We start from the raw sequence: 21,661 nt of genomic DNA on the forward strand, positions 1-21,661 counted from the left end.
GCCCACGCCGCAGGCGAGGGCGGGCACCGTCGTCTTCGTTCACCCGCGTACCGGTCGCGCCGGGGCGGCGGCACTGTCCCTACCGGTACATAGTCCGCCCTTTCCCCGCATTTTGCGTACAGTCTGTCATCCATGTGCGACCTTGAGGGAAGTTGCAGGGTGTGGCCCGCACGGGCCGTGCTGGTGAAGGGGAGGCGACGATGGTCCGGTACGCGTTGACCGGTGACCTGCTCGGTGAGCTGAGCCGGAACTGGTGGGTTGTGGTCCTCCGCGGCGCGGCCGCGGTGCTCTTCGGACTGATCGCCCTCGTGTGGCCCGGGGTCACCCTGGTCGCCCTGGCGATCGTGTTCGGTGTCTACGCGCTGGTCGACGGCGCGGCCCTGGGCTACGCGGCGTACCGCGCCGCACCGGGCAGCCGGGGCTCCCTCGCCGCCCAGGCGGTCGTCAGCGTCCTGCTGGGCCTGATCGCCCTGATCTGGCCGGTCGCCTTCGGCATGGCGGTCGTGCTCGTGATCGGTGCGTGGGCCGTCATCACCGGTGTGGCCGAGATCGTCACCGCCATCCGCCTGCGCGCGCACATCAGCTCGGAGTGGCTGCTGATCTTCGTCGGCGCGCTCTCCGTCGTGTTCGGCCTCCTCCTGTGGTTCTGGCCGCTGGAGGGCGCGCAGGCCATCGTGTTCGTGGTCGGCGTCTACGCCATCATCTTCGGCGTCGTGATGGCGGTCGCCGGGTTCCGGCTCCGCGGGGCGCACGCCGCCGTCCGGGACGGCGACGGCGACGGCGCCCCCCTCGCCCGGGACGAGCCCCGCCCCGCCGAGGAGGGGTCCGGGCTGACCGCGTTCGACGACGGCTACGCGGGCGGCTACGCCGACGGCTACCGCGGGGACGAGAGGACCGGGCCGGACGACGCCGGCCCGGAGGGGGCGGACGGCGAGGGCGCCTCCAGGCGCTCCGGCGGAGGACGCCACCGCGCGCCCCGGGAGCGGCCGGAGGACCCGGAGTGAGGCGCCTCAGCCCTCGCTGACCGCGAGCGACCCGAGGTGGTCGACCTGGCTTCCGGGGACGACCACCTCGGCCTTCCTCCTCTGCCAGGCCAGGAAGTGCGCGGTCCCGCGATGCGCGAGCAGGGCCTCCCGGTCGGCGAACACCTCGTACACCCGGAAGACGTCCGGGTCGGCGCCGTCCTGCACCACGTCGAAGCGCAGGCAGCCGGGCTCCTCGCGCACCGCCGCAGACGCGTTGCGGGAGATCCCGGCGAGGAAGTCCTCCCGGCGGCCGGGGAGCACCCGGAGGGAGATGACGAGTGCGACCGGCGCGGGGCCGGGGACCGAGGCGGGCACGGGACCTCCAAGGGGTGCGGGAGTGGGGCCGGGGACCCGATCCTACGGCCGGAGGGCCCCGGGAAAACGGCTTGTCGCCGGGAGAGCGCCACGGATAGCATCACGCCATGCACATGCTTCAGATGTACGGCTAGAGGCCCGCGTCGAGCGACGCCGCCGCGCACCGCCCCGGTCCCGGGGCCCCACAGCCCTACCCGACATCTGCATACGGAGACACTGCGATGACCCGTCGCGCCCACATCGCCATGGTCGGCGTTCCCGCCGTCAGCCACGTCCTGCCCAGCCTGGAGATCATCCGGGAGCTGGTGGCCCGCGGCCACCGCGTCACCTACGCCAACGACCCCCTGATGGCCGACCTGATCACCGGCGCCGGCGCCGAACTCGTCCCCTGCGCCACGACCCTGCCCGTCGCCGACGCCGACTGGCCGGAGGACCCGATCCGGGCGATGGACGTCTTCCTGGAGGACGGGATGGCCCAGCTCCCCGTCGTCCGGGCCGCCTACGAGGACGACCGCCCCGACCTCTTCCTGTACGACATCGCCGGGTACCCCGCCCGCGTGCTCGGTGAGAACTGGGGCATCCCCAGCGTGCAGCTCTCACCCACCTACGTGGCGTGGGCCGACCACGGGGCCACCGTCATGGAGATGCTGCGCGCCCTGCCCGGGGCGGCCGAGCACTTCGCCAGGTTCGACGCCTGGCTGGCGGAGAACGGCGTCACCGGGCTGGACCACGCCTCGTTCGCCGGGCGCCCGGACCGTGCGCTGGCGCTGATCCCGCGCGAGATGCAGCCGTACGCGGACACCGTCGCCGACACGGTCACCTTCGTCGGCCCCTGCCTGGGCGCGCGGACGGACCAGGGCGGGTGGACGCGCCCGGCGGGCGCGGAGAAGGTGCTGCTGGTGTCCCTGGGGTCGGCGTTCACCAACCTGCCCGGGTTCTACCGCGAGTGCCTGAAGGCCTTCGGCGACCTGCCGGGCTGGCACGTCGTCCTCCAGATCGGCAAGTTCGTCGACCCCGCGGAGCTGGGGGAGATCCCGGCCAACGTGGAGACGCACCCCTGGGTGCCGCAGCTGGACATCCTGCGCCGGGCCGACGCGTTCGTCACCCACGCGGGTATGGGGGGCTCCAACGAGGGCCTGTACTGCGGGGTGCCGATGATCGCGGTCCCGCAGGCCACCGACCAGTTCGACAACGCCGACCGGCTGGTGGAACTCGGCGTCGCCCGGAGGATCGACACGGCGGACGCCGACGCGGCCACGCTCCGCTCGGCCCTGCTGGAACTGGCCTCCGACCCGGAGGTCGCCCGGAGGCTGGCCGGCATCAGCGCCCGGCTCCAGGAGAGCGGCACCGCGTACGCGGCCGACCTGGTCGAGGCGGAGCTCCCGGCCCGCTAGGCCGTGTTCCGCGGGTCGTCCCGGGCCCGCGGCCGCCGGGCTGCCCCTCGCCGCGCCGAGGGCGCCCGGACGGCCGAACCCGGGCCGGCCCCCGCCGCTCGTCCGGCGGGAGAGGGCCCGGCGACCGCCCGCGGCGGTCGGCGCACGCGCCGGGCCGGCCGAAAGCACCCACGGACCGCGTCCCGGCGCCGGCCGGGAGGACCCGGGCCCCGCCCCACGGCCTCCTCCGGGTTCCCCGCCGTCCCGGACCGCGACCGGCGGCCCCGCGTCCCCACGGGCACGGCGCCGCCGGGGACCCGTCCCGCACGCCGCCCCCGTCCTGCCCCGCACACCGTTCGCGCCGCGGTCCGCCGCACGCGCACGGTGGTCCGGCCCCCGGGCCTCCCGGAGGGCCGGAGACCGCTCCTCCGGAGGCGCCGGAGACGGAGGGGCACGAGCCGCATCCGGCCCTTCCGGGGCCGCCCGACAACCCAGGGAGAACCATGGACCACCTCGTCGTCGTCACCGGAGGCCCCGGCTCCGGGAAGACCGCGCTGATCGAGCACCTGGCCGCGCTCGGCCACGCGCGCACGGTAGAGGCCGGACGGGCGATCATCCGCGACCAGCGGGAGATCGACGGTCCCGGCCTGGCCTGGCGCGACGACGATCTGTTCGCCGAGCTGATGCTGTCCTGGGAGATGCGCTCGCACCGCGAGGCCTCCGCGTGGGAGGGCCCGGTCTTCTGCGACCGGGGCGTCCCCGACCTGGTCGGCTACTTCCTGCTGCGCGGGCTCCCGGTGCCCGCGCACGTCGACCGGGCGGCCCGGCGGTTCCGCTACCACCGCCGGGTGTTCGTCGCCCCGCCGTGGCCGGAGATCTTCACCGGCGACGCCGAGCGCCACCAGTCCCCGGAGGAGGCCGAGCGCACCCATCGGGCGATGGTCGAGGCCTACCCCGCGCACGGCTACGAGCTGGTGGAGCTGCCGCGTGTCCCGGTCGCGGAGCGGGCGCGGTTCGTGCTGGACGTCCTGGGCACGGCGCCCCGCCTCCCGGGGGCGCGGGCCGAGCGCCGCTGAGGCCCCGGGCCCGGCCCCGAGAAGGCCGGACCGGCCGCGTCCCCGCGCCCGCTTCCGCCCGCGCCGCCCGGCGGCGGTCCCCACCGCACGCCCCGTCCGCCGGGCCGTGGCCGCCGGGGCACGCGGGCGCCGGGGCGGCCCGCCCCGGCGGCTGTGGCGCCGCTGGCGGCGACAGCGGTGGCACCGGCATGGGAGGGTGTCTGTCACGTCACGGTGGTCTGGTTCACAAAGGGTGAGGAAGTGGCCGTTCATGGCCGTAAAGCGGGCACTCTCTTGTGGTTCGCGGACCTCCCCGCCAGACTCGTGTCAGGTAAAGGAACATCGACCGTTCCCGCTCGGGCACACGCGGGCCGGGGCGCACTGACGGGAGTGGTACGGAAGGTGGCGAGTGCGTCGGGGGCCGGTATACCGCCCATGAGCTGGGAGGGCATCGACCACGAGCTCAACCGCGTGCGCGGGGAGGCCGACCGGATCACCCTCAACCTCGCGGACCTGGACGCCCACGTCGGACACCAGCTCCTCAAGGGCGCGGCCCTCGAGGGCCGGACCCGGGAGCGCTGGGAGCACGCCGACGCGCATGTCCACACCCTGTGGACGGTCTACGACGCCTTCCGCCTCGTGGTGGACGAGGCCGCCCGGTTGCGCGCGGACGGCGGGGGACCCGGGGCGCAGGCCGCGCTGACCGCCCTGCTCAACGGGCCCTCGGTGGTGCTCCCCGCACGGCACACGCCCCTCGGGGAGCGGGGACTGCTCCACGCCGACGAGGAGACGGTGACCCTCGCCGACGCCGTCGCCCGCATGTCCGCCGCCTACGAGGAGGCCACCGGGGTCATCTCGGAGGTCGGGACCGCCTGGGACGTGCTCCACCCGAGGCTCGGCGAACTCGACGCGATGTGGCAGGAGATCGGCACCCTCTCCGACATGGTCGAACTCGACGAGGACGAGTACGAGGCCCTCCGGGCCGACCTCGCCGCCGTGGGCGCCACGGTCCGCACCGACCCCCTCTCACTGGTCGGGGACGGGCGCGTCGACACCTCCGCCCTCGACCACCTGCGCCAGGCCCTGGAGCGCGTGCGCGGCGAACTCCGCGACGCCCTGCGCATGCGCGACTCCTACACCGAGAGCGTCGAGCGGCTCGGCTCCGCCATCGACGGCGTCGAGGAGGCCGTCGCACGCGCCCGCGGGCTCCGCGCCCGGGTCGTCGCCAAGGTCTCCTCGCCCGCCGCGGTCGAGGTCCCGGACCCGGTGCCGGGACTGCGGGCGGGCATCGGCGAGATGGACTCCCTGCGCGCCCGGGGGCGCTGGCGCGAACTCGGCACGCGGCTGGGAGAACTCCAGCGCGCCGTCCACGAGGCCGCCGACGACGCGCGCGACCGCGAGGAGGACCTCGCCGGGCTCATGGAGCGCCGCGCCGAGCTGCGCGGGCGCCTGGACGCCTTCCGCGCCCGCGCGGCGCGGCTGGGGCTCGCCGAGGACGAGCGCCTGGCCGAACTCCACGCCCGGGCCCACGCGGAACTGTGGACGGCCCCCTGCGACCTGCGTGCCGCCACGGTCTTCCTGTCGTCCTACCTCCGGGCGCTCCACGAACTCGGCGGAACCGAAACGCCCGGGGACAGAACCACACCGGGCACGGGCGCGTCAGACGGCGAGAGCGATGGTGGTGTGAGCAGATGACCAAGTGCACGGCCCCCGGCTGCCACGGCCGGATCGAGGACGGCTTCTGTGGTGTGTGCGGCCTGGCCCCGGTGGAGGAGCGACCCACCGGGACGACCGCGCCTCCGGCATCCGGCGCACCCTCCCCGGGAGGCGCTCCGCGGCCGTCGGACGCCCCCGGGGCGTTCGGCGCGCCCCGCGCCGGGACCGGGCCCGGTCCCGCGTTCGGCGGTCCGCCCCCGCCGGGCTCCGGTCCGCAGCGGTCCTTCGCGCCCCCCGGCGGGACCGGGCCGAGGGCCGCGTCCGGCGCCGGGGACCAGGGGCCGGGGAAGGGCCGGCGGCAGGGCTCCGGCCCCCGGCCGTCGCCCGTGGGGACCCCGCCTGGCGAGGCCCCCGACCCGTGGTCCTCCTCGACCCCCTCCTCCGGCGGCGGCCCCGCCAACTCCCGCCCGCTCTCCGGCAACGTCAAGCTCTCCGGGCGGTCCGGTCCCGGCAGCATCTCCGGCACGGTCGGCCCGGGGTCCGACGGCCCGGGCACCGGGCGCTCCGGCCGCCGGGGCTCCTCCCGGGGCATGCTCGGCATGGGCATGGTCATGGTGCCCCCGGTGCCCTACCGGGACCCCTCCGAGGCCGTCATGCGGAACCCGGTCGTCTCGGAGAAGAACCGCTTCTGCGGCAACTGCGGCGAGAAGGTCGGCCGCAGCAGGGGCGAGCAGCCGGGCCGCACCGAGGGCTTCTGCCGCAAGTGCGGCACCCAGTTCTCGTTCACCCCCAAGCTCTCCCCCGGGGACAGGGTCGGCGGCCAGTACGAGGTGCTCGGCTGCCTCGCCCACGGCGGCCTCGGCTGGATCTACCTGGCCCGCGACCGCAACGTCAACGACCGGTGGGTCGTCCTCAAGGGCCTGCTCAACTCCGGTGACGCCGAGGCGCACAAGGCGGCCGCCGCGGAACGGGCGTTCCTGTCCGAGGTCGAGCACCCCAACATCGTCAAGATCATCAACTTCTCGCAGCACCCCGACCCGCGTACCGGGATCCCCGGCGGGCACATCGTCATGGAGTACGTCGGGGGCAAGTCCCTGCGCGAACTGCTCATAGAGCGCCGCGAGGACGACCCCGACGCCGTGCTCCCCGTCGACCAGGTCATCGCCTACGGCCTGGAGGCCCTGCGGGCCCTCGGCTACCTGCACTCCAGGGGCCTGCTGTACTGCGACTTCAAGCCCGACAACGTCATCCAGAGCGAGGAGCAGATCAAGCTCATCGACCTCGGCGGCGTTCGGCGCATGGACGACACCGTCAGCCCCGTGTACACGACCCCCGGCTACCGCGTGACCGAGGACGAGCTGCGCGGCCCCGGCCCCACCGTCAGCGCCGACCTGTACTCGGTGGGCCGCGCGCTGGCCGTGCTCAGCTTCCGCTTCAGCTTCATGCGCGAGTACCCGCACAGCATCCCCCCGCGCGAGACCGTGCCGCTGCTCCAGCGCTTCGAGTCGTACGACCGGCTCCTGCGCCGCTCCGTCCACAGCGAGCTCGAACTCCGCTTCCACGACGCGGGCGACATGGCCGACCAGCTCACCGGCGTCCTGCGCGAGGTCCTGTCCGAGCTGGAGGGGACCCCGCACCCGGCGCCCTCCACCCTGTTCGGGGGCGAGAACTTCAGCACCCGCAGCGGCGTCGGCGCGCACGACGCCGACCGCATGCTCGCGCCGCCCGCCCCCACCGACGCGGCCGCCCTGCTGCCCACGCCCCTCGTCGACCGGGGCGACCCGGCGTCCCAGCACCTGCGGGGGTTCCGGGCCCTTCCCCCGGAGGAGCTCGTCCCCGCACTGCGCGCGATGCCCGCGCCCACCCCCGAGACCCTGCTGATGCTGGCCCGCGCGCTCATCACGCTCGGCCGGCAGGGCGAGGCGGTGGACGCCCTCCAGAAGTTCAGCGAGGCCGTCCCCGGGGACTGGCGCACCATGTGGTACCTGGCGGTCGCCGAACTGAGCACCGCCCGGTTCCGCGATGCCCGCGACCACTTCGACGAGCTGTACGACCACCTCCCGGGGGAGGCCGCGCCCAAGCTCGGACTGGCGCTCGCCTGCGAGCGGACCGGTGAGCTCGACACCGCGGCCCACCAGTACCGGACGGTCTGGAACACCGACCACTCCTTCGTCAGCGCCGCGTTCGGCCTGGCCCGCGTCCGCCTCGCCCAGGGCGACCGGGACGCCGCCGTCGCCGTCCTGGACAGGGTCCCGGAGATGTCCAGCCTCCACGTCCACGCCCAGACCGCGCTGATCGCCGTGCTCTCCGCCCGGCACCCCGGGACGGGCGCCGCCGACTTCGTCGAGGCCGGACGGCGCCTGGAGCGCATCGGCCTGGACAGCGAATCAGCCGACCGGCTGGCCGCGCGCGTCCTGGAGTCCGCCCTGGTGTGGCTCGACGGAGGGGGCGCCGCACCCGGCGGCGGAAGGCTGCTCGACGGCCCGTTCACCGAGAAGGGGGTGCGGACCAACCTGGAGCGGCGCTACCGTGCGCTCGCCCAGCGGTCCACCGCCGCCTCGGGGCGGTACGAGCTGATCGACAAGGCCAACTCCCTGCGTCCCGTGACGCTGCTGTGAGGATCGAGGGAACGGCTATGACAACGGTGCGGACCTGCCCTGCCTGCTCGGACAGGGCGGCGGCGGGAGACGTCTTCTGCGAGGGGTGCGGCCGCCCCCTCCCGGAGCGGGAGGGGGGCGCCCCCGCGGAGCGCCCCGACAACGTGCCCACGGCCCCCCAGCAGAGCATGTCCGGCGCCACACGGGGGCCGGTCGGCGGCGGTGGCGCGGGGGGCGGCCCCCGCCCCGGACTCGTCCCGGCCGACGGTGGGCCGACGGCTCCGCAGGTGAGCCTCAACGGCGCCACCCGCGCCCCCGCCCCCGCCCCCGCCCCCGGGGCCGGGACCGCGCCCCCGGCCGCGCCCGCCGCCGGGGGAGGCCGTCCGAGGGGCGGCGGACCCGAGGCGGACCCGGGACGGCACGGGGCCGACTCGTTCACCACCCAGCCGATACGCCGGGACTCCCTGAGACCCCTGACCGCCGCGCCGCCCGCCCCTGCCGGGGCGTCGGCCCCTGCCGGGGCGTCGGCCCCGGCCGCGCCGCCCGCCCCGGCGCCCGACTGGCCGCCGCCCGCCGTGGGCAGCAGCCCCGTCCAGCCCACCAACCCCGAGATGTGCGCGTGGTGCCCGGGCCGGGTCGGCGACGGCTACTGCGAGAAGTGCGGGTTCCTCCAGCCCACCGGGCGCGACCACGTCGAGGTGCGCACGGACGCGGCCGCGGGCGTCAGCGACCGCGGGCTCCGCCACCGGCGCAACGAGGACGCCATGGCCATCCGCGTCGTCGCCGCGGACGACCCCCGCGCGCCGGGCACGGTCTGCGCCGTGGTCTGCGACGGCGTGTCCAGCTCGCCCCGGTCCGACGAGGCCTCCCGGGTCACCGCGGAGACGGGGGCGACGGTCCTCGCGGAGCAGATCCGCCGGGGCGCCGACCCCCGCGAGGCCACCGCCGCGGCGATGACCAGGGCGGCCGAGGCCGTCGCGGGGATCGCCGAGTCGCTCGACTCCGCGCCCGCGTGCACGTTCGTGTCCGCGGTCGTGGACCCCGCCGCCGGGACGGTCACCGTCGGCTGGGTCGGGGACAGCCGCGCCTACTGGCTCTCCGGAGGGCCCAGGTCCAGCGCGTCGGCGCTGCTCACCCGGGACGACTCCTGGAGCGAGGCCATGGTGCAGATGGGGGCGCTCTCCCGCGAGGAGGCCATGAGGTCGGCCAACGCGCACGCCCTCATCGCGTGGATGGGCGCCGACTCCGGCGAGATCGCCGCGCACATCACCACCGTCACCCCGACCGGGCCCGGCACCGTCCTCCTGTGCAGCGACGGCCTGTGGAACTACTACCCCGAGGCGCAGTCGCTGACCGACGCGGTGCCGGGAGCGGGGGTCAGGCCCCACGAGGCCGCCCGTACCTACATCAGCCTCGCTCTGAGGGCCGGCGGCAAGGACAACATCACCGCGGTCCTCATCCCCGTACCCACCGAGCAAGGGGGTCCCCGTGCCGAACAGGACTGACCGGTCCGCCGAACCGGAGTTCCGGATCGACGTCGACCAGAACAGGTTCCTGCCCATCGGCGGGCGCGAGGTGCACGCCGTCGTCAGCGTCACCTCCCGCAGCCCCGTCCTGGTGGGGTCCTCGGTGCGCGCCTCCGAGGTGATCATCGTCGACACCTCCGGTTCGATGTACGGGGAGAAGCTCCACGAGGCCAAGCGCGCCGCCCGCGCGGCCGTGGAGACGCTGCGCGAGGGGGTCAGGTTCGCCCTGATCAGCGGCGGCAGCAAGGCACGCATGGCCTTCCCCGAGGGCGAGCGGCGGTTCGTCGAGGTGGACGCCGTCACCAGGGCCGAGGCCCTGGACGCCATCGGCGGGCTGCGCGCCGACGGCGGCACCCGGATGGGCGCCTGGCTGTCCCTCGCCGCGGAGCTGTTCGCCACCGTGGACGACGGCATCAAGCACGCCATCCTGCTCACCGACGGTCAGAACAACGAGGTCGCCGAGGAGTTCGAGCGGGTCCTGCGGCAGGTCACCGGCCGGTTCGTGTGCGACTGCCGGGGCGTGGGCACCGACTGGAGGGTCGACGACCTGCGCCGTATCGACTCCGCGCTGCTCGGCGGCGGCCCCGGTCTCGTCGCCGACCCCGCCGACCTGGCCGCCGACTTCCGCGCCATGGCCCAGGCGTCCATGGGCAAGGCCGTCGCGGACGTCGTCCTGCGGCTGTGGACCCCGCAGAACTCCGTGGTGCGCTACGTCAAGCAGGTGTCGCCCACGGTGCAGGAGCTCACTCACCGGGCGGTGGCGCGCGCGCCCCAGGCGGGCGACTACCCCACGGGGTCGTGGGGCACGGAGAACCGCGACTACCACGTGTGCGTGGAGGTGCCCGCGGGCGACCCCGGACGGCAGCTGCGCGCCGGGTGGGTGCGTGTGGTCCTCCCCGGGACCGGGGGCGCGGAGGACCAGGTCCTCGCCTCCGGCAACATCCTCGCGGAGTGGACGGCGGACGAGGCCACGGCCACCCGGATCAACCCGCGGGTGGCGCACTACACCGGCCAGGTCGAACTGGCCCAGGCCATTCAGGACGGGCTCGCGGCCCGTCGCGACGGGGACGAGAACACCGCCACCACGCGGTTGGGCCGTGCCGTCGCCCTCGCGGAGGAGACGGGTGACGCGGAGACCGCGAGACTCCTCGGAAAGGTGGTCGAGGTCCTCGACCCGGTCACCGGCGCCGTCCGTCTCAAGACCGGCGTCGACAAGGTCGACGAGATGACCCTGGACACCAACTCGACCCGGACCGTGCGGACCCGGCCCGGGGACGGGACCGGAACCCACGGCGCCCCCGGCCCCGGGTAGGAGGGACCCATGCCGAGTTGCCCCTCCGGGCACCACTCGACGGCGACTGACTTCTGCGACACCTGCGGGCTGCGCCTCCAGGCGCACTCCCCCTCGCCGCCGCCCCAGCCGTACCGGCCCCCGCCGCCGGAGGCCCCCGCGGGCCGTCCGGCGCCGCCGCGCGCCCCCGCGCCGCGGCGGCCGCCCGTCGCGCCCAGGGGCGGCCCCTGCCCCGAGTGCTCGACCTCCCGCACCGGGCGCTTCTGCGAGGAGTGCGGTTACGACTTCGCCTCGCAGTCCGGCAGCCACACACGCGGGGGCTCCGAACAGGACGGCGCCCCGGCCGCCCCGCGCTGGCGGGTCATCGTCGTGGCCGATCCCGCCTACTACCAGTACATGGTCGACCGGGGCATGCTCGACCCCGCCCAGATCGCCTTCCCCTCGGTGAACAAGCAGCGCCGGGTGAGCCTGAAGGGCGACCGGGTCCACATCGGCCGTCGCAGCGCGTCCAGGGGCTTCACGCCCGAGATCGACCTGGGCGGGCCGAAGGGCGACCCGGCGATCTCCCACATCCACGCGATCCTGGTCGCCCAGCCCGACGGGACCTGGTCGATCGTCGACCCCGGGTCCACGAACGGGACCATGATCAACGGGACCGCCAACATGATCCCCCGCAAGGTGGAGGTGCCCCTGTATGACAGTGACCGGATCTACGTCGGAGCATGGACCGTCATCATCGTCCAGAAGGGGTGAACCCCGTTGATGCCCCCCGACTCCGACCAGGAGCTGGGCCGTGACCGCCCCGGCTCTCCGCCGGCCCCCTCAGGGGCGTCCCCCGCGCGCGGCGCCCGGGACGCCGGAGCGGTGGTCGGCCCGCCCGCCCTCCCCGGGGGCGCCGACGCGCGGACCGGCGGTTACGCGCGTGACCGCGTGGCCGGCGCACGCCGCTGGCTCCGCACCACCCCGGCCCGGGTGTGGCTGCTGACGGTGGTGTGCCTGGTGTCCGTCGCGGGGCTGTTCGGCTCGGCGACCCTCACCCTCAACCAGGCGCGCGAGGGCCTGGACGTGGTCGGCCACGGGGCCGGACCGCAGGCCATGACGACCACCGACCTGTACCTCGCCCTCGCCGACATGGACGCCCAGCTGGCCGACATCCTGCTCATGGGCACCGACCACGGCCTGGGCTCGGGCCGCGACGAGGCGGTGGAGCGCTACGAGGAGAGCCGGAGCAGGGCCAACGAGGCGCTGCTCCAGGCCGCCTCCCTCATCGAGGACAACGCCGAGGAGGGCGGTGCCGGGGAGGCCGTCACCGGCGAAGACGGCGCCGGGGAAGGCAGGGCCGAGGAGCGCAGCGTCCAGGAGCTGGACCTCCAGGCCGTCCTCGACGGCATGGGCGAGTACGAGCAGCTGGCCACCGACGCCCGGCTCCGCAACGACGAGGCCCAGGCCCCTCCGGGCGAGGTGGACGCGACGGCGCTGGTGCCGTACCGACAGGCCACCCGTCTGATGCACACGGAGCTCCTGCCCAAGGCGTTCAACGTGAGCCTGGACTCGTCGGCGATCATCCGCGCCCACCACGAGGAGGGCCAGTCGGCCGTCGCGCTCGGCCTGGTGTGGGTGGGCTCCGCCGGCGCGGTGACGCTCGTCTCGCTGGTCGGCCTCCAGCTCTACCTGCGGGTGCGCTTCCGCCGCCGGGTCAACGTCCCCGTGCTCGCCGCGACCGCCGGGACGCTCCTGCTCACCGCCGGTGTGGTCCTCGCGCTCGTCACCAGCGGCGAACACCAGCGCGACGCGAAGGAGGAGGGCCTGGACGCGGCGATGGCGCTGTCCCGTGCCGGGGCGATCTCCACCGACATGCAGGCCGACCAGAGCCGTTACCTGGTCGATCCGACCCACGCCGACAACTACCAGCAGGTGTACCTGGAGCGGGCGCAGCAGGTGCTGTTCCGCCCGGCCGACAACCTGGAGGACTACTACGCGGCGATCGACGAGGTGGCCGCCGCGTCGTCGGAGCAGTCCGAGGGCGGCAGGGCCGACGGGGACGCCCCCGTCGCGCTCGGCTACCTGGGGGAGAACGCCGGCGACTCGCTGCTGCCGGGGCAGGAGGGCGCGCTCGCCGACGTGCTGGTGTCCTACAACGCCCTCCAGGACAGGGACCGTGAACTGCGCGCGGCGGTCGAGGCGGGCGACCTCGACTCCGCCGTCGCCGTCCGGATGGAGATCGCCCACGCGGAGGACGGCGCCTTCCGCGCCTACGAGCAGGCTCTCGACGAGCTGACCGGACAGCACAAGGAGGCGTTCACGGCGGGCATCGCCCGCGGCGACTCCGCCCTGGCCCCGTGGTCGTGGCTGCTGCCCGTCGGAGCGCTCGCCCTGCTCGCACTCGTCGTGCTCGGGGTGCGCCCCCGGCTGGCCGAGTACCGCTGACCCCCTAGAGACGAGGAACAGGCCGATGATGTTTCGACACCGCCGCACCGTCGCCGCGGCCGCCCTGGCCGCCGCGGCGGTGTCGGGGATGTCCGCCTGCTCGGCGGTGCTGGGTGAGGAGGAGTCGCTCGTGGACGCCACCTCCCTGACCGTGGGGGTCAAGGCGGACCAGCCCGGCCTCGGGCTGGAGGACGGGGAGGGCGGCTTCGAGGGCTTCGACGTCGACGTGGCGCTGTACATCGCCGGGGAGCTGGGGATCCCCGAGGGGAACGTGGAGTTCGTGGGCGTCACGTCCGACCAGCGGGAGGACGTGCTGGACGTCGAGGCCCCGCTGCTGGTGTCGGGCCGCCGCGTGGACATGGTCGTGGCGACCTACTCCATCACCCCGGTCCGCAAGACCGAGGTCACGTTCGCCGGCCCCTACTACGTGGCCAAGCAGGACGTGCTCGTGCGCTCCGACGCCGCGGAGATCGGCGGCGTCCGCGACCTGGAGGGGCTCGACGTCTGCCAGGGCGAGGGGTCCAACTCCACCACCCGCATCACCGAGGGCCTCGGCATCGACGTGGTCCCGACGGAGGAGCCGACCTACACGGACTGCATCGACCTGCTGCGGGAGGGCGATGTGGACGCGGTGTCCACGGACAACCTGATCCTCGCCGGGTTCCAGACCCAGAGCCCCGGTGAGTTCCGGCTCGTCGGCAACCCCTTCACCGACGAGAAGTACGGTGTGGGCCTGCGATACGGGGACGTGGCGGCGTGCGAGGCCGTGAACAGGGCCATCAGCAAGATGTACCAGGACGGGGTGGCCGACGACATGCTGAGCAGGTGGTTCGACGGAACGGGTCTGGAGACGCTGGACAGCGTCCCCCAGTTCGAGGGCTGTGCCTGACGGCCTGACAGGGCCCGCGGTCCCGTGCACGGGGAGCCCCGCCCCCGGACACGCCCCGTCGGACGGCCGTGCCGGAGGGACCTGGAAGGGGCGTCTCCGGAGCCGGGCCGCAGCCCCCGGCCCGGCTCCGGAGGCGTGCTCGTGAGCATCCGGACGAAGTGGCCCGGACCGGATTTATGGCAGATACTGACCCCTGTGCCGGGCAAGGGGGACAGAAGGGGAGTTGTCCGTTGACCATCGTCGAGTTCCTGAACGCGCGTCTGGACGAGGACGAACGCGCGTCGAAGGCCGTGCCCGTGGGAGCGCGCGGCCGGGACCGGGCCCTGGCGGAGGTCGCGGCCAAGCGCAACATCGTCCGCGGGTACGCCGACGCGCACCACGCGAGCATGCGCAGCCTCACCCCCGGCCCCCAGGCGGACACCGGCGGCGGCGACCCCTGGTCCGAGCTGCTGGCCTGGCGGCTGGCGGTCAAGTACCTCGCCGCGGTCTACCGGACCCACCCCGAGTACGACCGGTCCTGGGAGGGCTGACCCCCTGATCGTCCGGCCGCCGGGCCGTGGACCGCAGGACCGTGGAGCGCCGGGCCGTTCCGGCTCCGCGTCCCCCGACCGCGGTGTCCCCGTGCCCGTGGCGGGTCCGTGCGCCGGAACCGTCCCCGGGGACGGGGGCACGGCGGTGGGGCGGAGCGGGTCAGGCCACGGGAGCCGCGGGCAGGGCGAGGAGCCGGTCGACCGTCTCGGCCAGGTCGCGGCCGGAGGCGTCCGGCGGGGCGAACAGCGAGGGGAAACGACCCTCCAGGTGTCCGGACCAGCCCGTCACCAGCCCCGCCCGGCGGGCGCCGGCCACGTCCCAGCCGTGGCCGCTGACCAGGCCCACCCGCTCCGGGGGGAGGCCCAGGGTCCGCGCGGCGGCCAGGTAGGCGCCGGGTGCGGGCTTCCAGTCGCTCGTCGGACGCGCGGCGACGACGTGGTCCACCAGGTCCAGCAGGTCCGCCCGCTCCAGCAGGGCGCGGTGCAGCCCGGCGTCGCCGTTGCCCAGGGTGGCCACCCCGAGACCGGCGCCGCGCGCGGCGGCGAGGGCCGCGGAGGCCTCGGGGCGGGGGTCCAGCCAGGCCAGCCCCTCGATGATCGCGTCCTCCGCCGCCGGCGCGATCTGGTGGCCGGTGATGTCCCGGAGGGCGCCCCGGACGACGTCCTCGAAGGAGCGGCCGTCCCCGGACCCCGGCCCGCCGTCCGTCAGGGCCAGGGCGAACGAGTCGCGCAGCAGGTGGTCCGACCAGCGGGTCATGAGCACCCGGGGGATCCCGGCCTCCCGGAAGCGCCATTCCAGGGGGCCGAGGGGGAAGAGGGTGTCGAGGACGTCGACGACGAGGGCGGCGGGACGGAGCAACCGCCCGTCAGGGCTTGCGGCCATGGGTCTCAGCTCCAGGGGAAGAGGGGGCACCCATCCCGGTCCTACCCAGGGAGCGCCGCCTTCAGCACCTCCGGCCGGGGACCGGGTTCTCACGGGACCCGGGTGCGCCGTCCGACCGCTCCGGCGTTCCGGCCACCCCGGCGCCCGGCCGGGGCGGCCGGGCGCTCAGAGGGCGTCGAGCCGGGGGATCTGCTCCACGGCCCACGGGCTCAGCAGCCACGGCGTGCGCCCGGCGACCGCCACCAGGTCCGCCCACTCCACCCACGCGTACTCGGCGACCTCCTCCGGGTTGGGGGAGGGCGCCCCCTCGGCCCGGGCCCAGAACACCGGGCAGAACTCGTTCTCGACGATCCCCTCGGCGGACACGGCCCGGTAGCGGAAGTCCGGCAGCGCGGACCGCACCCCGCCCACGGCCAGCCCCAGCTCCTGCCCCGCGCGGCGGCGCACGGCCTCCTCGAACCCCTCCTCCGGCGCGGGATGGCCGCAGCAGCTGTTGGTCCACACACCGGGCCAGGTGGTCTTGCCGAGGGCCCGCCGCGTGAGCAGCACCCTGTCGTCCGCGTCCAGGACGTAGCACGAGAACGCCAGGTGCAGCGGGGTGTCCCCGGTGTGCACGGTGGCCTTGTCGGCCACCCCTACCCGCTGGTACTCCTCGTCGAGCAGCACCACGAGCTCGCGATCGGTGCGAGCCGCGTCCGAGGCGGCTCTCGGCTGGATCACGGATCTCCCCTTACCCATGGGCCTCATATGTCCCATGCGTCGTCTGTGTCCACTCCATGGTCACCTGTCCCCTCGACTGGATTGTGCCCCGCGTGGTGTGCGAGTGCGCATAAGGTTCCTGATGGCCCCGAGTCGGGCGCCACCGGGTCCGCGAGCGCGGGCCCCAGGACGGCAGCGGAGCGGTGACGGAGACGATGACGGAGACGAGGACGGGACCGGCGAACGGCGTCGGACGGGCGGACGGGCCCGGAAACGGCTCCGCCGACGGGGCGGCGCGGGTGCCCGGGGGCGCGGACGCCTCGGGGACGGAGCCGGGGATCTCCCCCGAGCGGATGGCCGTGTGCCTGGACGTCCTCGCCCGCGCCGGCGAGCTGCCCAGCGACCACCCGGACTCGGCCCTCCTGCAACGGGCCACCGCCAAGCTGTTCAAGGCCGTCAAGGAGCGCCGCCGCAAGGAGCGGCAGACCGCCCAGAAGGCCCACGACGAGGCCGTGTTCGCGGCCACCGCCACCGCCGCGCCGGACCGGATCGACGACGAGACCAACGGCCGCGCCCTCACCAGCGGCGCCGGGGGCGCCCTCGCGGGGGTGCTGCGCAAGGCCCGGCCCTGCTACATCTGCAAGCAGAAGTACCGTGAGGTCGACGCCTTCTACCACCAGCTGTGCCCGACGTGCGCCGCGTTCAACAAGGAGCGGCGTGCGGCCCGCACCGACCTGTCCGGACGGCGCGCGCTGCTCACCGGCGGGCGCGCGAAGATCGGCATGTACATCGCCCTCCGGCTGCTGAGGGACGGCGCGCACACCACCATCACGACGCGGTTCCCCAACGACGCGGTGCGCCGCTTCGCGGCCATGCCGGACAGCGGCGAGTGGCTGCACCGGCTCCGGGTGGTGGGCATCGACCTGCGCGACCCCGCCCAGGTGGTGCGCCTGGCCGACTCGGTCGCGGAGCAGGGGCCGCTGGACGTCCTCATCAACAACGCCGCCCAGACGGTGCGGCGCTCGCCGGGCTCGTACGGGCCGCTGATCGAGGCGGAGGCGCAGCCGCTCACGGGCGCGGGCCTGCCCGAGCCGCTGGTGCTGGGCGGCGTCCGGCCGCGTGCGCTGGAGGCGGCGGAGGGAGCGGACGACGGGGGAGCCGCGGTGGCGCCGCACGCGCTCACGCCGCAGATGCTCACGTCGCTCGCGCTGACCACGGGGTCGGCCTCGCTGGAGCGGGTGCGCGCCGGTACGGCGATCGACGCGGGCGGCCTGGTCCCGGACCTCGCGGCGGAGAACAGCTGGACGCGGCGGGTCGGCGCGATCGACCCCGTGGAGATGCTCGAAGTGCAGCTGTGCAACGTGAGCGCGCCGTTCATGCTGGTGGACCGGTTGCGGCCGGCCCTGGCGGCGACCTCCGCCCGGCGCTCCTACATCGTCAACGTGTCCGCGATGGAGGGGGTGTTCGGCCGCGGCTACAAGGGCCCGGGCCACCCCCACACGAACATGGCCAAGGCCGCGCTCAACATGCTCACCCGGACCAGCGCCGAGGAGATGCTGGCGTCCGACGGCATCCTCATGACCAGCGTGGACACCGGCTGGATCACCGACGAGCGGCCGCACCCGGACAAGGAGCGGATGGCCGAGGCGGGGTTCCACGCGCCGCTCGACCTGGAGGACGGGGCCGCGCGCGTGTACGACCCCATCGTCCGGGGCGAGCTGGGCGAGGACCTGCACGGGTGCTTCCTCAAGGACTACGCGCCCGGGAACTGGTAGGCCGGGAACTGGCAGGCCGGGCGGCCGCACGGCGGACGCGGGTGCCCTGCCGGTCGGCGTCCGGGGATCGGCCGTCCACAGGTGCGCGGTCGCCCCTACCGGTGGGCGTCCTCCTGCGGTTCGCTTGATACAGGGGGCCCAGAGGGTCCGCCCGCACCGTGCTGCCCCGGTACAGGTGCCGGTGCCGGACTGGAACGGTGCACCGCCACAGGACCGGGAGCGGAGCGGCGCACCGGCACGGGCCGCGGGCTGCCCGCCGCCCCGCCGTACCCGGGGCTGCCCGCCCCGGCGCCCGGCGGGACCGCCGGGCGCCGGACCTGACCTGCGAGCCCGCCGGTCGCCGGGCGCCGGACCGGCCGCGCGGGCCCGACCTCGGTACGCCTAGGGCTCCAGGACGAGGCGGACCGGGGAGCCGATCCGCTTCTCCAGGCGCTCCACCGCCTCCGGCGCCTCCTCCAGGCCGAAGGTTCCGCTGATCGATCCGGCGAAGTCCAGGCGGCCCGCCCCCACCAGCTCCACCAGCTCGACGACGTGTTCCGGCTCGGAGCCGTAGTGGCCGAGGACCTGCTGCCTGAGGTAGCTGAACCGGGTGCCGTCCCTGATCTCCAGCGGCTTGTCGGTCAGGCCGACCAAAACCAGGCGGCCGTGCTCGCCGAGCAGCCGGAGCGCCTGTTCGCGCACGACCGGGACGCCCGCGAAGTCGAAGGCGGCGTCGAGGCCCCGCCCGCCGGTCAGTTCGCGGACCTTCGCCGTGAAGTCGGGTGCGGCCGAGTCCAGGGCGGCGTCGGCCCCGAATGCCAGGGCGCGTTCCCGGGCCCGGGGGTCGGGGTCGGCGGCGATGACCGGGGCGGCGCCCACCAGCCGCAGCAGTTTCACGGCGTGCGCGCCCAGCCCGCCCGCGCCCCACACGCCGACCGCCTCCGCCGGGCCGACGCCGGCCGTGGCGGTGACCGCCGCCCACGGCGTGGACACCGCGTCGGGGATGATCGCCGCCTGGTCGAACGGGAGGGAGTCGGGGATCGGCACGAGGGTCTCCTCGTCGGCGAGCGCGTACTCGGCCCAGCCGCCGTCGTAGTCGACCCCCCGCGTGAGGGTCTTCCCGGCGCGGTCGCGCTGGCCTGCCTGGAGCGCCACCCGGTCGCCGACCCCGGCGGTCAGGACGTCGGGGCCCAGTTCCTCGACCTCGCCGGACACCTCGTGCCCCAGGGTGACCTCGTCGCCCTCCAGGTACTGCGGCCGGAGGATGCCCTCGACCAGGTGGACGTCGGACAGGCACACGCCCGCCGCCCTCACCCGGACCAGGACCTGCCCTCGGCCGGGGACGGGCCGCGGAACGTCCTTGACCTCCAGGGTCCGGGTCCTCACGTTGAGCCGGGCGGCTCGCATCGTGGCCATGGGCAAACCTCGCAGTCGGTGCGGTCGGGTGCTTCCCCCGATCATCATCGGGGCCCGCCGCACCGGGGCGAAGGCGACACCGGGGCCCGGGTCAGAATTGGGTCAAAGCACCGATGGGGTCACGGATGGGGCGTGACCGTGCGTCGCCGCCGGGACGCGGAGGGCGCGTGGCCGCCCGCCACGCGCCGCCCGCCACGCGCTGCCCGGGGCCGGTGGGCCCCGCCCGGCGGAGGGCGGGCGGTGGTCCGGTTGCCGCCGCGCCGCCCGCGGTCCGGGCCCGCCGTGTACCGCGACGCCCGGCCCCGGCGGCCCCGCCCCGCTGAGCCGGGTCCCGGGACGGCGCAAGCGGTCCCGGCACGCCCGTCAGGTGACGTGCCCGCTGCGGTACGCCCAGGCGGCGACCTCCACCCGGTTCCGCGCCCCGAGCTTGCCCTGGACGCTCGCCAGGTGCGTCTTCACGGTGCTCACCGTGACGAACAGCTCCGCGGCGACCTCGGTGTTGGTCAGCCCCCGCGCCACCGAGCGCACGATGTCCAGCTCCCGCGGGGTCAGCCCGCCGTCGTCGGGGGAGGAGCGGGGGGCCGTCGCGGAGAAGTGGCGCAGCAGGCGCACCGTGATCTGCGGGGAGACCAGGGCGTCGCCCCGGGCGGCGGCGCGCACCGCCTCGATCAGCAGGGCCGGGCCCGCGTCCTTCAGCAGGAACCCGACCGCCCCTCCGCCCAGCGCCGCGTGCACGTACTCGTCCAGGTCGAACGTGGTCACCACGACCACCCGGAGAGGGTCCTCCACCCCCGGACCCGCCAGTCGCCGGGTCGCCTCCAGACCGTCCACGCCCGGCATCCGGATGTCCATGAGCGTCACGTCCGGGCGCAGCTCCCGCGCCGTCCGGACCGCCTCCAGGCCGTCCCCGGCCTCGCCCACCACCGTGATGTCGTCCTCGGCGTCCAGCATGTACCGGAACCCCGTCCGCACCATGCTCTGGTCGTCCGCGAGCAGCACACGGATCGTCATGAGTCCCCCTCCAGAGGCAGCCACGCCCGTACTTCCCATCCGTGCCCTCCGCCGCGCGGCCCCGCGGACAGCTCCCCGCCGAGGATCCGGGCGCGTTCGGCCATCCCCACCAGGCCGAATCCGCCGCCGACGCCGCTCCCCGCCTCGCGGCCGTCGTCGAGCACCTCCACCGCCACCCCGTCCGGCCCGGCGCGGACCACCGTGTCCACCAGGGCCGCCCCGCGGGCGTACCGCAGCGCGTTGGTGACGGACTCCTGGACGATCCGCAGGACCGCCGTGCCGACGGTCGGAGGAAGGCCGTCCACGTCCCCCTCGCACCGTACCGACACGCGGGGGAGGCCGTCGGAGGCGGCGGCCTCCAGGCGGGCGAGCCCGCCGGAGAGGTCGGGGGAGAGGGGGACGTCGTCCGGTTCGCGCAGGCGGGTCACCATACCCCGCATGGACTCCAGGGCGCGCGCCCCCGCGGCCTCGATCTCGGGCAGCCCGTCCCGCACCGCCCCGGGGTCGCGTTCGGCGATGTACCGCAGCGCCTGCGCCTGCACGACGATGCCGGTCACCTCGTGCGCGACCACGTCGTGCAGGTCGCGGGCGATGGCCAGGCGCTCCTGTGCGCGTGCCCGTTCCGCGTGGGTCTCCCGCTGGAAGCTCCGCCACCGCAGGTACAGGCCGGGGGCCAGCCCCGGCACCACCATCATCAGCGCCGGCGAGACGACGTCGTAGCCGCTGGGCTCGCGCAGGTAATCGGTGAGGCCCGCCGCGAACGCGCACAGCGCGACCACGCCGATCTGCCAGGGGCGGCAGCGCAGCGCCGCCAGCGACAGCAGGACCAGGAGGGCCAGCACCTCCGAGGGCGCGAAGGCGTACCCGAACAGGCCCTTGGGCAGCGGGTACAGCAGGGCCGAGGCGAGGGCCATCACCGCTGCGGCGACCACCCCGCAGAGGGTGGTCAGCGCCCGGCCCGCGCGGGGGCGCAGGGCGACCAGCGCCGCCGCGCACATGAGCGCACCCGCGACCACCGGGAGGTAGTCCATGGACGACTGCGGCGGCCCCGCCCAGTTCTCGATGGTCTGCCGCCGGGCCGGCCCGATCAGGTCGTATCCCCAGACCAGGGCCAGCACCCCCGCCACGGCCCACGGCACGAGCCGGACGGCCGCGTCCTCCAGTCCCGGCAGGCGGCCGTGGAGCGGGGAGGGGAACCTGTTCGACGCCATGAG

General features: G+C 75.2%; 18 protein-coding genes. 12 read left to right on the forward strand and 6 right to left on the reverse strand.

What is annotated here, in order from left to right; genetic code table 11:
* Nucleotides 1–200: 200 nt before the first annotated feature.
* Nucleotides 201–1,004, forward strand: a complete 804-nt coding sequence (locus ACWGL3_RS12905; RefSeq protein ID WP_267946972.1) for an HdeD family acid-resistance protein — start codon at nucleotides 201–203, stop codon at nucleotides 1,002–1,004.
* Between the two features lie 6 nt (nucleotides 1,005–1,010).
* Here the strand turns inward: ACWGL3_RS12905 and ACWGL3_RS12910 are convergent, their stop codons facing one another.
* On the reverse strand, nucleotides 1,011–1,340 hold the full coding sequence (locus ACWGL3_RS12910; RefSeq protein WP_344185974.1) for a putative quinol monooxygenase: 330 nt from the start codon (nucleotides 1,338–1,340) through the stop codon (nucleotides 1,011–1,013).
* A gap of 221 nt (nucleotides 1,341–1,561) precedes the next feature.
* Between ACWGL3_RS12910 and ACWGL3_RS12915 the strand changes: the two genes are divergently transcribed.
* The 10 genes from ACWGL3_RS12915 to ACWGL3_RS12960 all read left to right on the forward strand — a co-directional run bounded on the left by ACWGL3_RS12915 (nucleotide 1,562) and on the right by ACWGL3_RS12960 (nucleotide 14,684).
* Nucleotides 1,562–2,734: a macrolide family glycosyltransferase gene (locus tag ACWGL3_RS12915; protein WP_352982375.1), complete on the forward strand. Its 1,173-nt coding sequence runs from the start codon at nucleotides 1,562–1,564 to the stop codon at nucleotides 2,732–2,734.
* A gap of 482 nt (nucleotides 2,735–3,216) precedes the next feature.
* The gene (locus ACWGL3_RS12920) at nucleotides 3,217–3,789 is read left to right on the forward strand and encodes an AAA family ATPase (RefSeq protein WP_452461300.1); all 573 of its coding nucleotides are present in this window, start codon (nucleotides 3,217–3,219) and stop codon (nucleotides 3,787–3,789) included.
* A 414-nt stretch (nucleotides 3,790–4,203) separates the two neighbouring features.
* Nucleotides 4,204–5,463, forward strand: a complete 1,260-nt coding sequence (locus ACWGL3_RS12925; RefSeq protein WP_267946968.1) for a hypothetical protein — start codon at nucleotides 4,204–4,206, stop codon at nucleotides 5,461–5,463.
* Nucleotides 5,460–8,042, forward strand: coding sequence for a serine/threonine-protein kinase (locus tag ACWGL3_RS12930; RefSeq protein ID WP_378554918.1), 2,583 nt, complete (start codon nucleotides 5,460–5,462; stop codon nucleotides 8,040–8,042). Before ACWGL3_RS12925 ends, ACWGL3_RS12930 begins: the two co-directional genes overlap by 4 nt.
* Nucleotides 8,043–8,059: 17 nt before the next feature.
* Nucleotides 8,060–9,526 (forward strand): PP2C family protein-serine/threonine phosphatase, encoded by a 1,467-nt coding sequence (locus ACWGL3_RS12935; protein WP_452461301.1) that lies wholly within the window; start codon nucleotides 8,060–8,062, stop codon nucleotides 9,524–9,526.
* A complete protein-coding gene (locus ACWGL3_RS12940; protein WP_452461302.1) occupies nucleotides 9,510–10,859 on the forward strand; it encodes a vWA domain-containing protein in 1,350 nt (449 codons plus the stop codon). Before ACWGL3_RS12935 ends, ACWGL3_RS12940 begins: the two co-directional genes overlap by 17 nt.
* Before the next feature lie 9 nt (nucleotides 10,860–10,868).
* Nucleotides 10,869–11,591 carry an FHA domain-containing protein gene (locus tag ACWGL3_RS12945; protein ID WP_267946964.1) on the forward strand — a complete coding sequence of 241 codons (723 nt, stop codon included), beginning with the start codon at nucleotides 10,869–10,871 and terminating at the stop codon, nucleotides 11,589–11,591.
* 9 nt (nucleotides 11,592–11,600) lie between these two features.
* Nucleotides 11,601–13,265 carry a hypothetical protein gene (locus ACWGL3_RS12950; protein ID WP_452461303.1) on the forward strand — a complete coding sequence of 555 codons (1,665 nt, stop codon included), beginning with the start codon at nucleotides 11,601–11,603 and terminating at the stop codon, nucleotides 13,263–13,265.
* Nucleotides 13,266–13,290: 25 nt separating this feature from the next.
* Nucleotides 13,291–14,154 (forward strand): transporter substrate-binding domain-containing protein, encoded by an 864-nt coding sequence (locus ACWGL3_RS12955; protein ID WP_452461304.1) that lies wholly within the window; start codon nucleotides 13,291–13,293, stop codon nucleotides 14,152–14,154.
* 230 nt (nucleotides 14,155–14,384) lie between these two features.
* Nucleotides 14,385–14,684: a DUF6221 family protein gene (locus ACWGL3_RS12960; protein ID WP_267946961.1), complete on the forward strand. Its 300-nt coding sequence runs from the start codon at nucleotides 14,385–14,387 to the stop codon at nucleotides 14,682–14,684.
* 160 nt (nucleotides 14,685–14,844) lie between these two features.
* Here the strand turns inward: ACWGL3_RS12960 and ACWGL3_RS12965 are convergent, their stop codons facing one another.
* Both ACWGL3_RS12965 and idi read right to left on the reverse strand, forming a co-directional pair.
* A complete protein-coding gene (locus ACWGL3_RS12965) occupies nucleotides 14,845–15,567 on the reverse strand; it encodes an HAD family hydrolase (RefSeq protein ID WP_452461305.1) in 723 nt (240 codons plus the stop codon).
* A gap of 165 nt (nucleotides 15,568–15,732) precedes the next feature.
* Nucleotides 15,733–16,287: an isopentenyl-diphosphate Delta-isomerase gene (gene idi / locus ACWGL3_RS12970; protein WP_452461306.1), complete on the reverse strand. Its 555-nt coding sequence runs from the start codon at nucleotides 16,285–16,287 to the stop codon at nucleotides 15,733–15,735.
* Nucleotides 16,288–16,619: 332 nt separating this feature from the next.
* Between idi and ACWGL3_RS12975 the strand changes: the two genes are divergently transcribed.
* Nucleotides 16,620–18,041 (forward strand): SDR family oxidoreductase, encoded by a 1,422-nt coding sequence (locus tag ACWGL3_RS12975; protein WP_267950550.1) that lies wholly within the window; start codon nucleotides 16,620–16,622, stop codon nucleotides 18,039–18,041.
* Nucleotides 18,042–18,422: 381 nt separating this feature from the next.
* Here the strand turns inward: ACWGL3_RS12975 and ACWGL3_RS12980 are convergent, their stop codons facing one another.
* The 3 genes from ACWGL3_RS12980 to ACWGL3_RS12990 form a co-directional block, all read right to left on the reverse strand.
* Nucleotides 18,423–19,436, reverse strand: a complete 1,014-nt coding sequence (locus tag ACWGL3_RS12980) for a zinc-binding dehydrogenase (protein WP_267946958.1) — start codon at nucleotides 19,434–19,436, stop codon at nucleotides 18,423–18,425.
* 363 nt (nucleotides 19,437–19,799) lie between these two features.
* Nucleotides 19,800–20,447, reverse strand: a complete 648-nt coding sequence (locus ACWGL3_RS12985) for a response regulator (RefSeq protein WP_267946957.1) — start codon at nucleotides 20,445–20,447, stop codon at nucleotides 19,800–19,802.
* On the reverse strand, nucleotides 20,444–21,658 hold the full coding sequence (locus ACWGL3_RS12990) for a sensor histidine kinase (RefSeq protein WP_267946956.1): 1,215 nt from the start codon (nucleotides 21,656–21,658) through the stop codon (nucleotides 20,444–20,446). The genes ACWGL3_RS12985 and ACWGL3_RS12990 overlap by 4 nt, the downstream gene beginning before the upstream one ends.
* Nucleotides 21,659–21,661 lie beyond the last annotated feature (3 nt).

It is taken from the genome of Nocardiopsis sp. NPDC055824, assembly GCF_053616335.1.

Excerpts from the sequence above, each read along its gene's own strand:
- ACWGL3_RS12905 (WP_267946972.1), top strand. The coding sequence starts at position 201 with ATGGTCCGGTACGCGTTGACCGGTGACCTGCTCGGTGAGCTGAGCCGG.
- ACWGL3_RS12915 (WP_352982375.1), top strand. The coding sequence starts at position 1,562 with ATGACCCGTCGCGCCCACATCGCCATGGTCGGCGTTCCCGCCGTCAGC.
- ACWGL3_RS12920 (WP_452461300.1), top strand. The coding sequence starts at position 3,217 with ATGGACCACCTCGTCGTCGTCACCGGAGGCCCCGGCTCCGGGAAGACC.
- ACWGL3_RS12925 (WP_267946968.1), top strand. The coding sequence starts at position 4,204 with ATGAGCTGGGAGGGCATCGACCACGAGCTCAACCGCGTGCGCGGGGAG.
- ACWGL3_RS12930 (WP_378554918.1), top strand. The coding sequence starts at position 5,460 with ATGACCAAGTGCACGGCCCCCGGCTGCCACGGCCGGATCGAGGACGGC.
- ACWGL3_RS12935 (WP_452461301.1), top strand. The coding sequence starts at position 8,060 with ATGACAACGGTGCGGACCTGCCCTGCCTGCTCGGACAGGGCGGCGGCG.
- ACWGL3_RS12945 (WP_267946964.1), top strand. The coding sequence starts at position 10,869 with ATGCCGAGTTGCCCCTCCGGGCACCACTCGACGGCGACTGACTTCTGC.
- ACWGL3_RS12950 (WP_452461303.1), top strand. The coding sequence starts at position 11,601 with ATGCCCCCCGACTCCGACCAGGAGCTGGGCCGTGACCGCCCCGGCTCT.
- ACWGL3_RS12955 (WP_452461304.1), top strand. The coding sequence starts at position 13,291 with ATGATGTTTCGACACCGCCGCACCGTCGCCGCGGCCGCCCTGGCCGCC.
- ACWGL3_RS12965 (WP_452461305.1), bottom strand. The coding sequence starts at position 15,567 with ATGGCCGCAAGCCCTGACGGGCGGTTGCTCCGTCCCGCCGCCCTCGTC.
- ACWGL3_RS12975 (WP_267950550.1), top strand. The coding sequence starts at position 16,620 with ATGGCCGTGTGCCTGGACGTCCTCGCCCGCGCCGGCGAGCTGCCCAGC.
- ACWGL3_RS12980 (WP_267946958.1), bottom strand. The coding sequence starts at position 19,436 with ATGGCCACGATGCGAGCCGCCCGGCTCAACGTGAGGACCCGGACCCTG.
- ACWGL3_RS12985 (WP_267946957.1), bottom strand. The coding sequence starts at position 20,447 with ATGACGATCCGTGTGCTGCTCGCGGACGACCAGAGCATGGTGCGGACG.
- ACWGL3_RS12990 (WP_267946956.1), bottom strand. The coding sequence starts at position 21,658 with ATGGCGTCGAACAGGTTCCCCTCCCCGCTCCACGGCCGCCTGCCGGGA.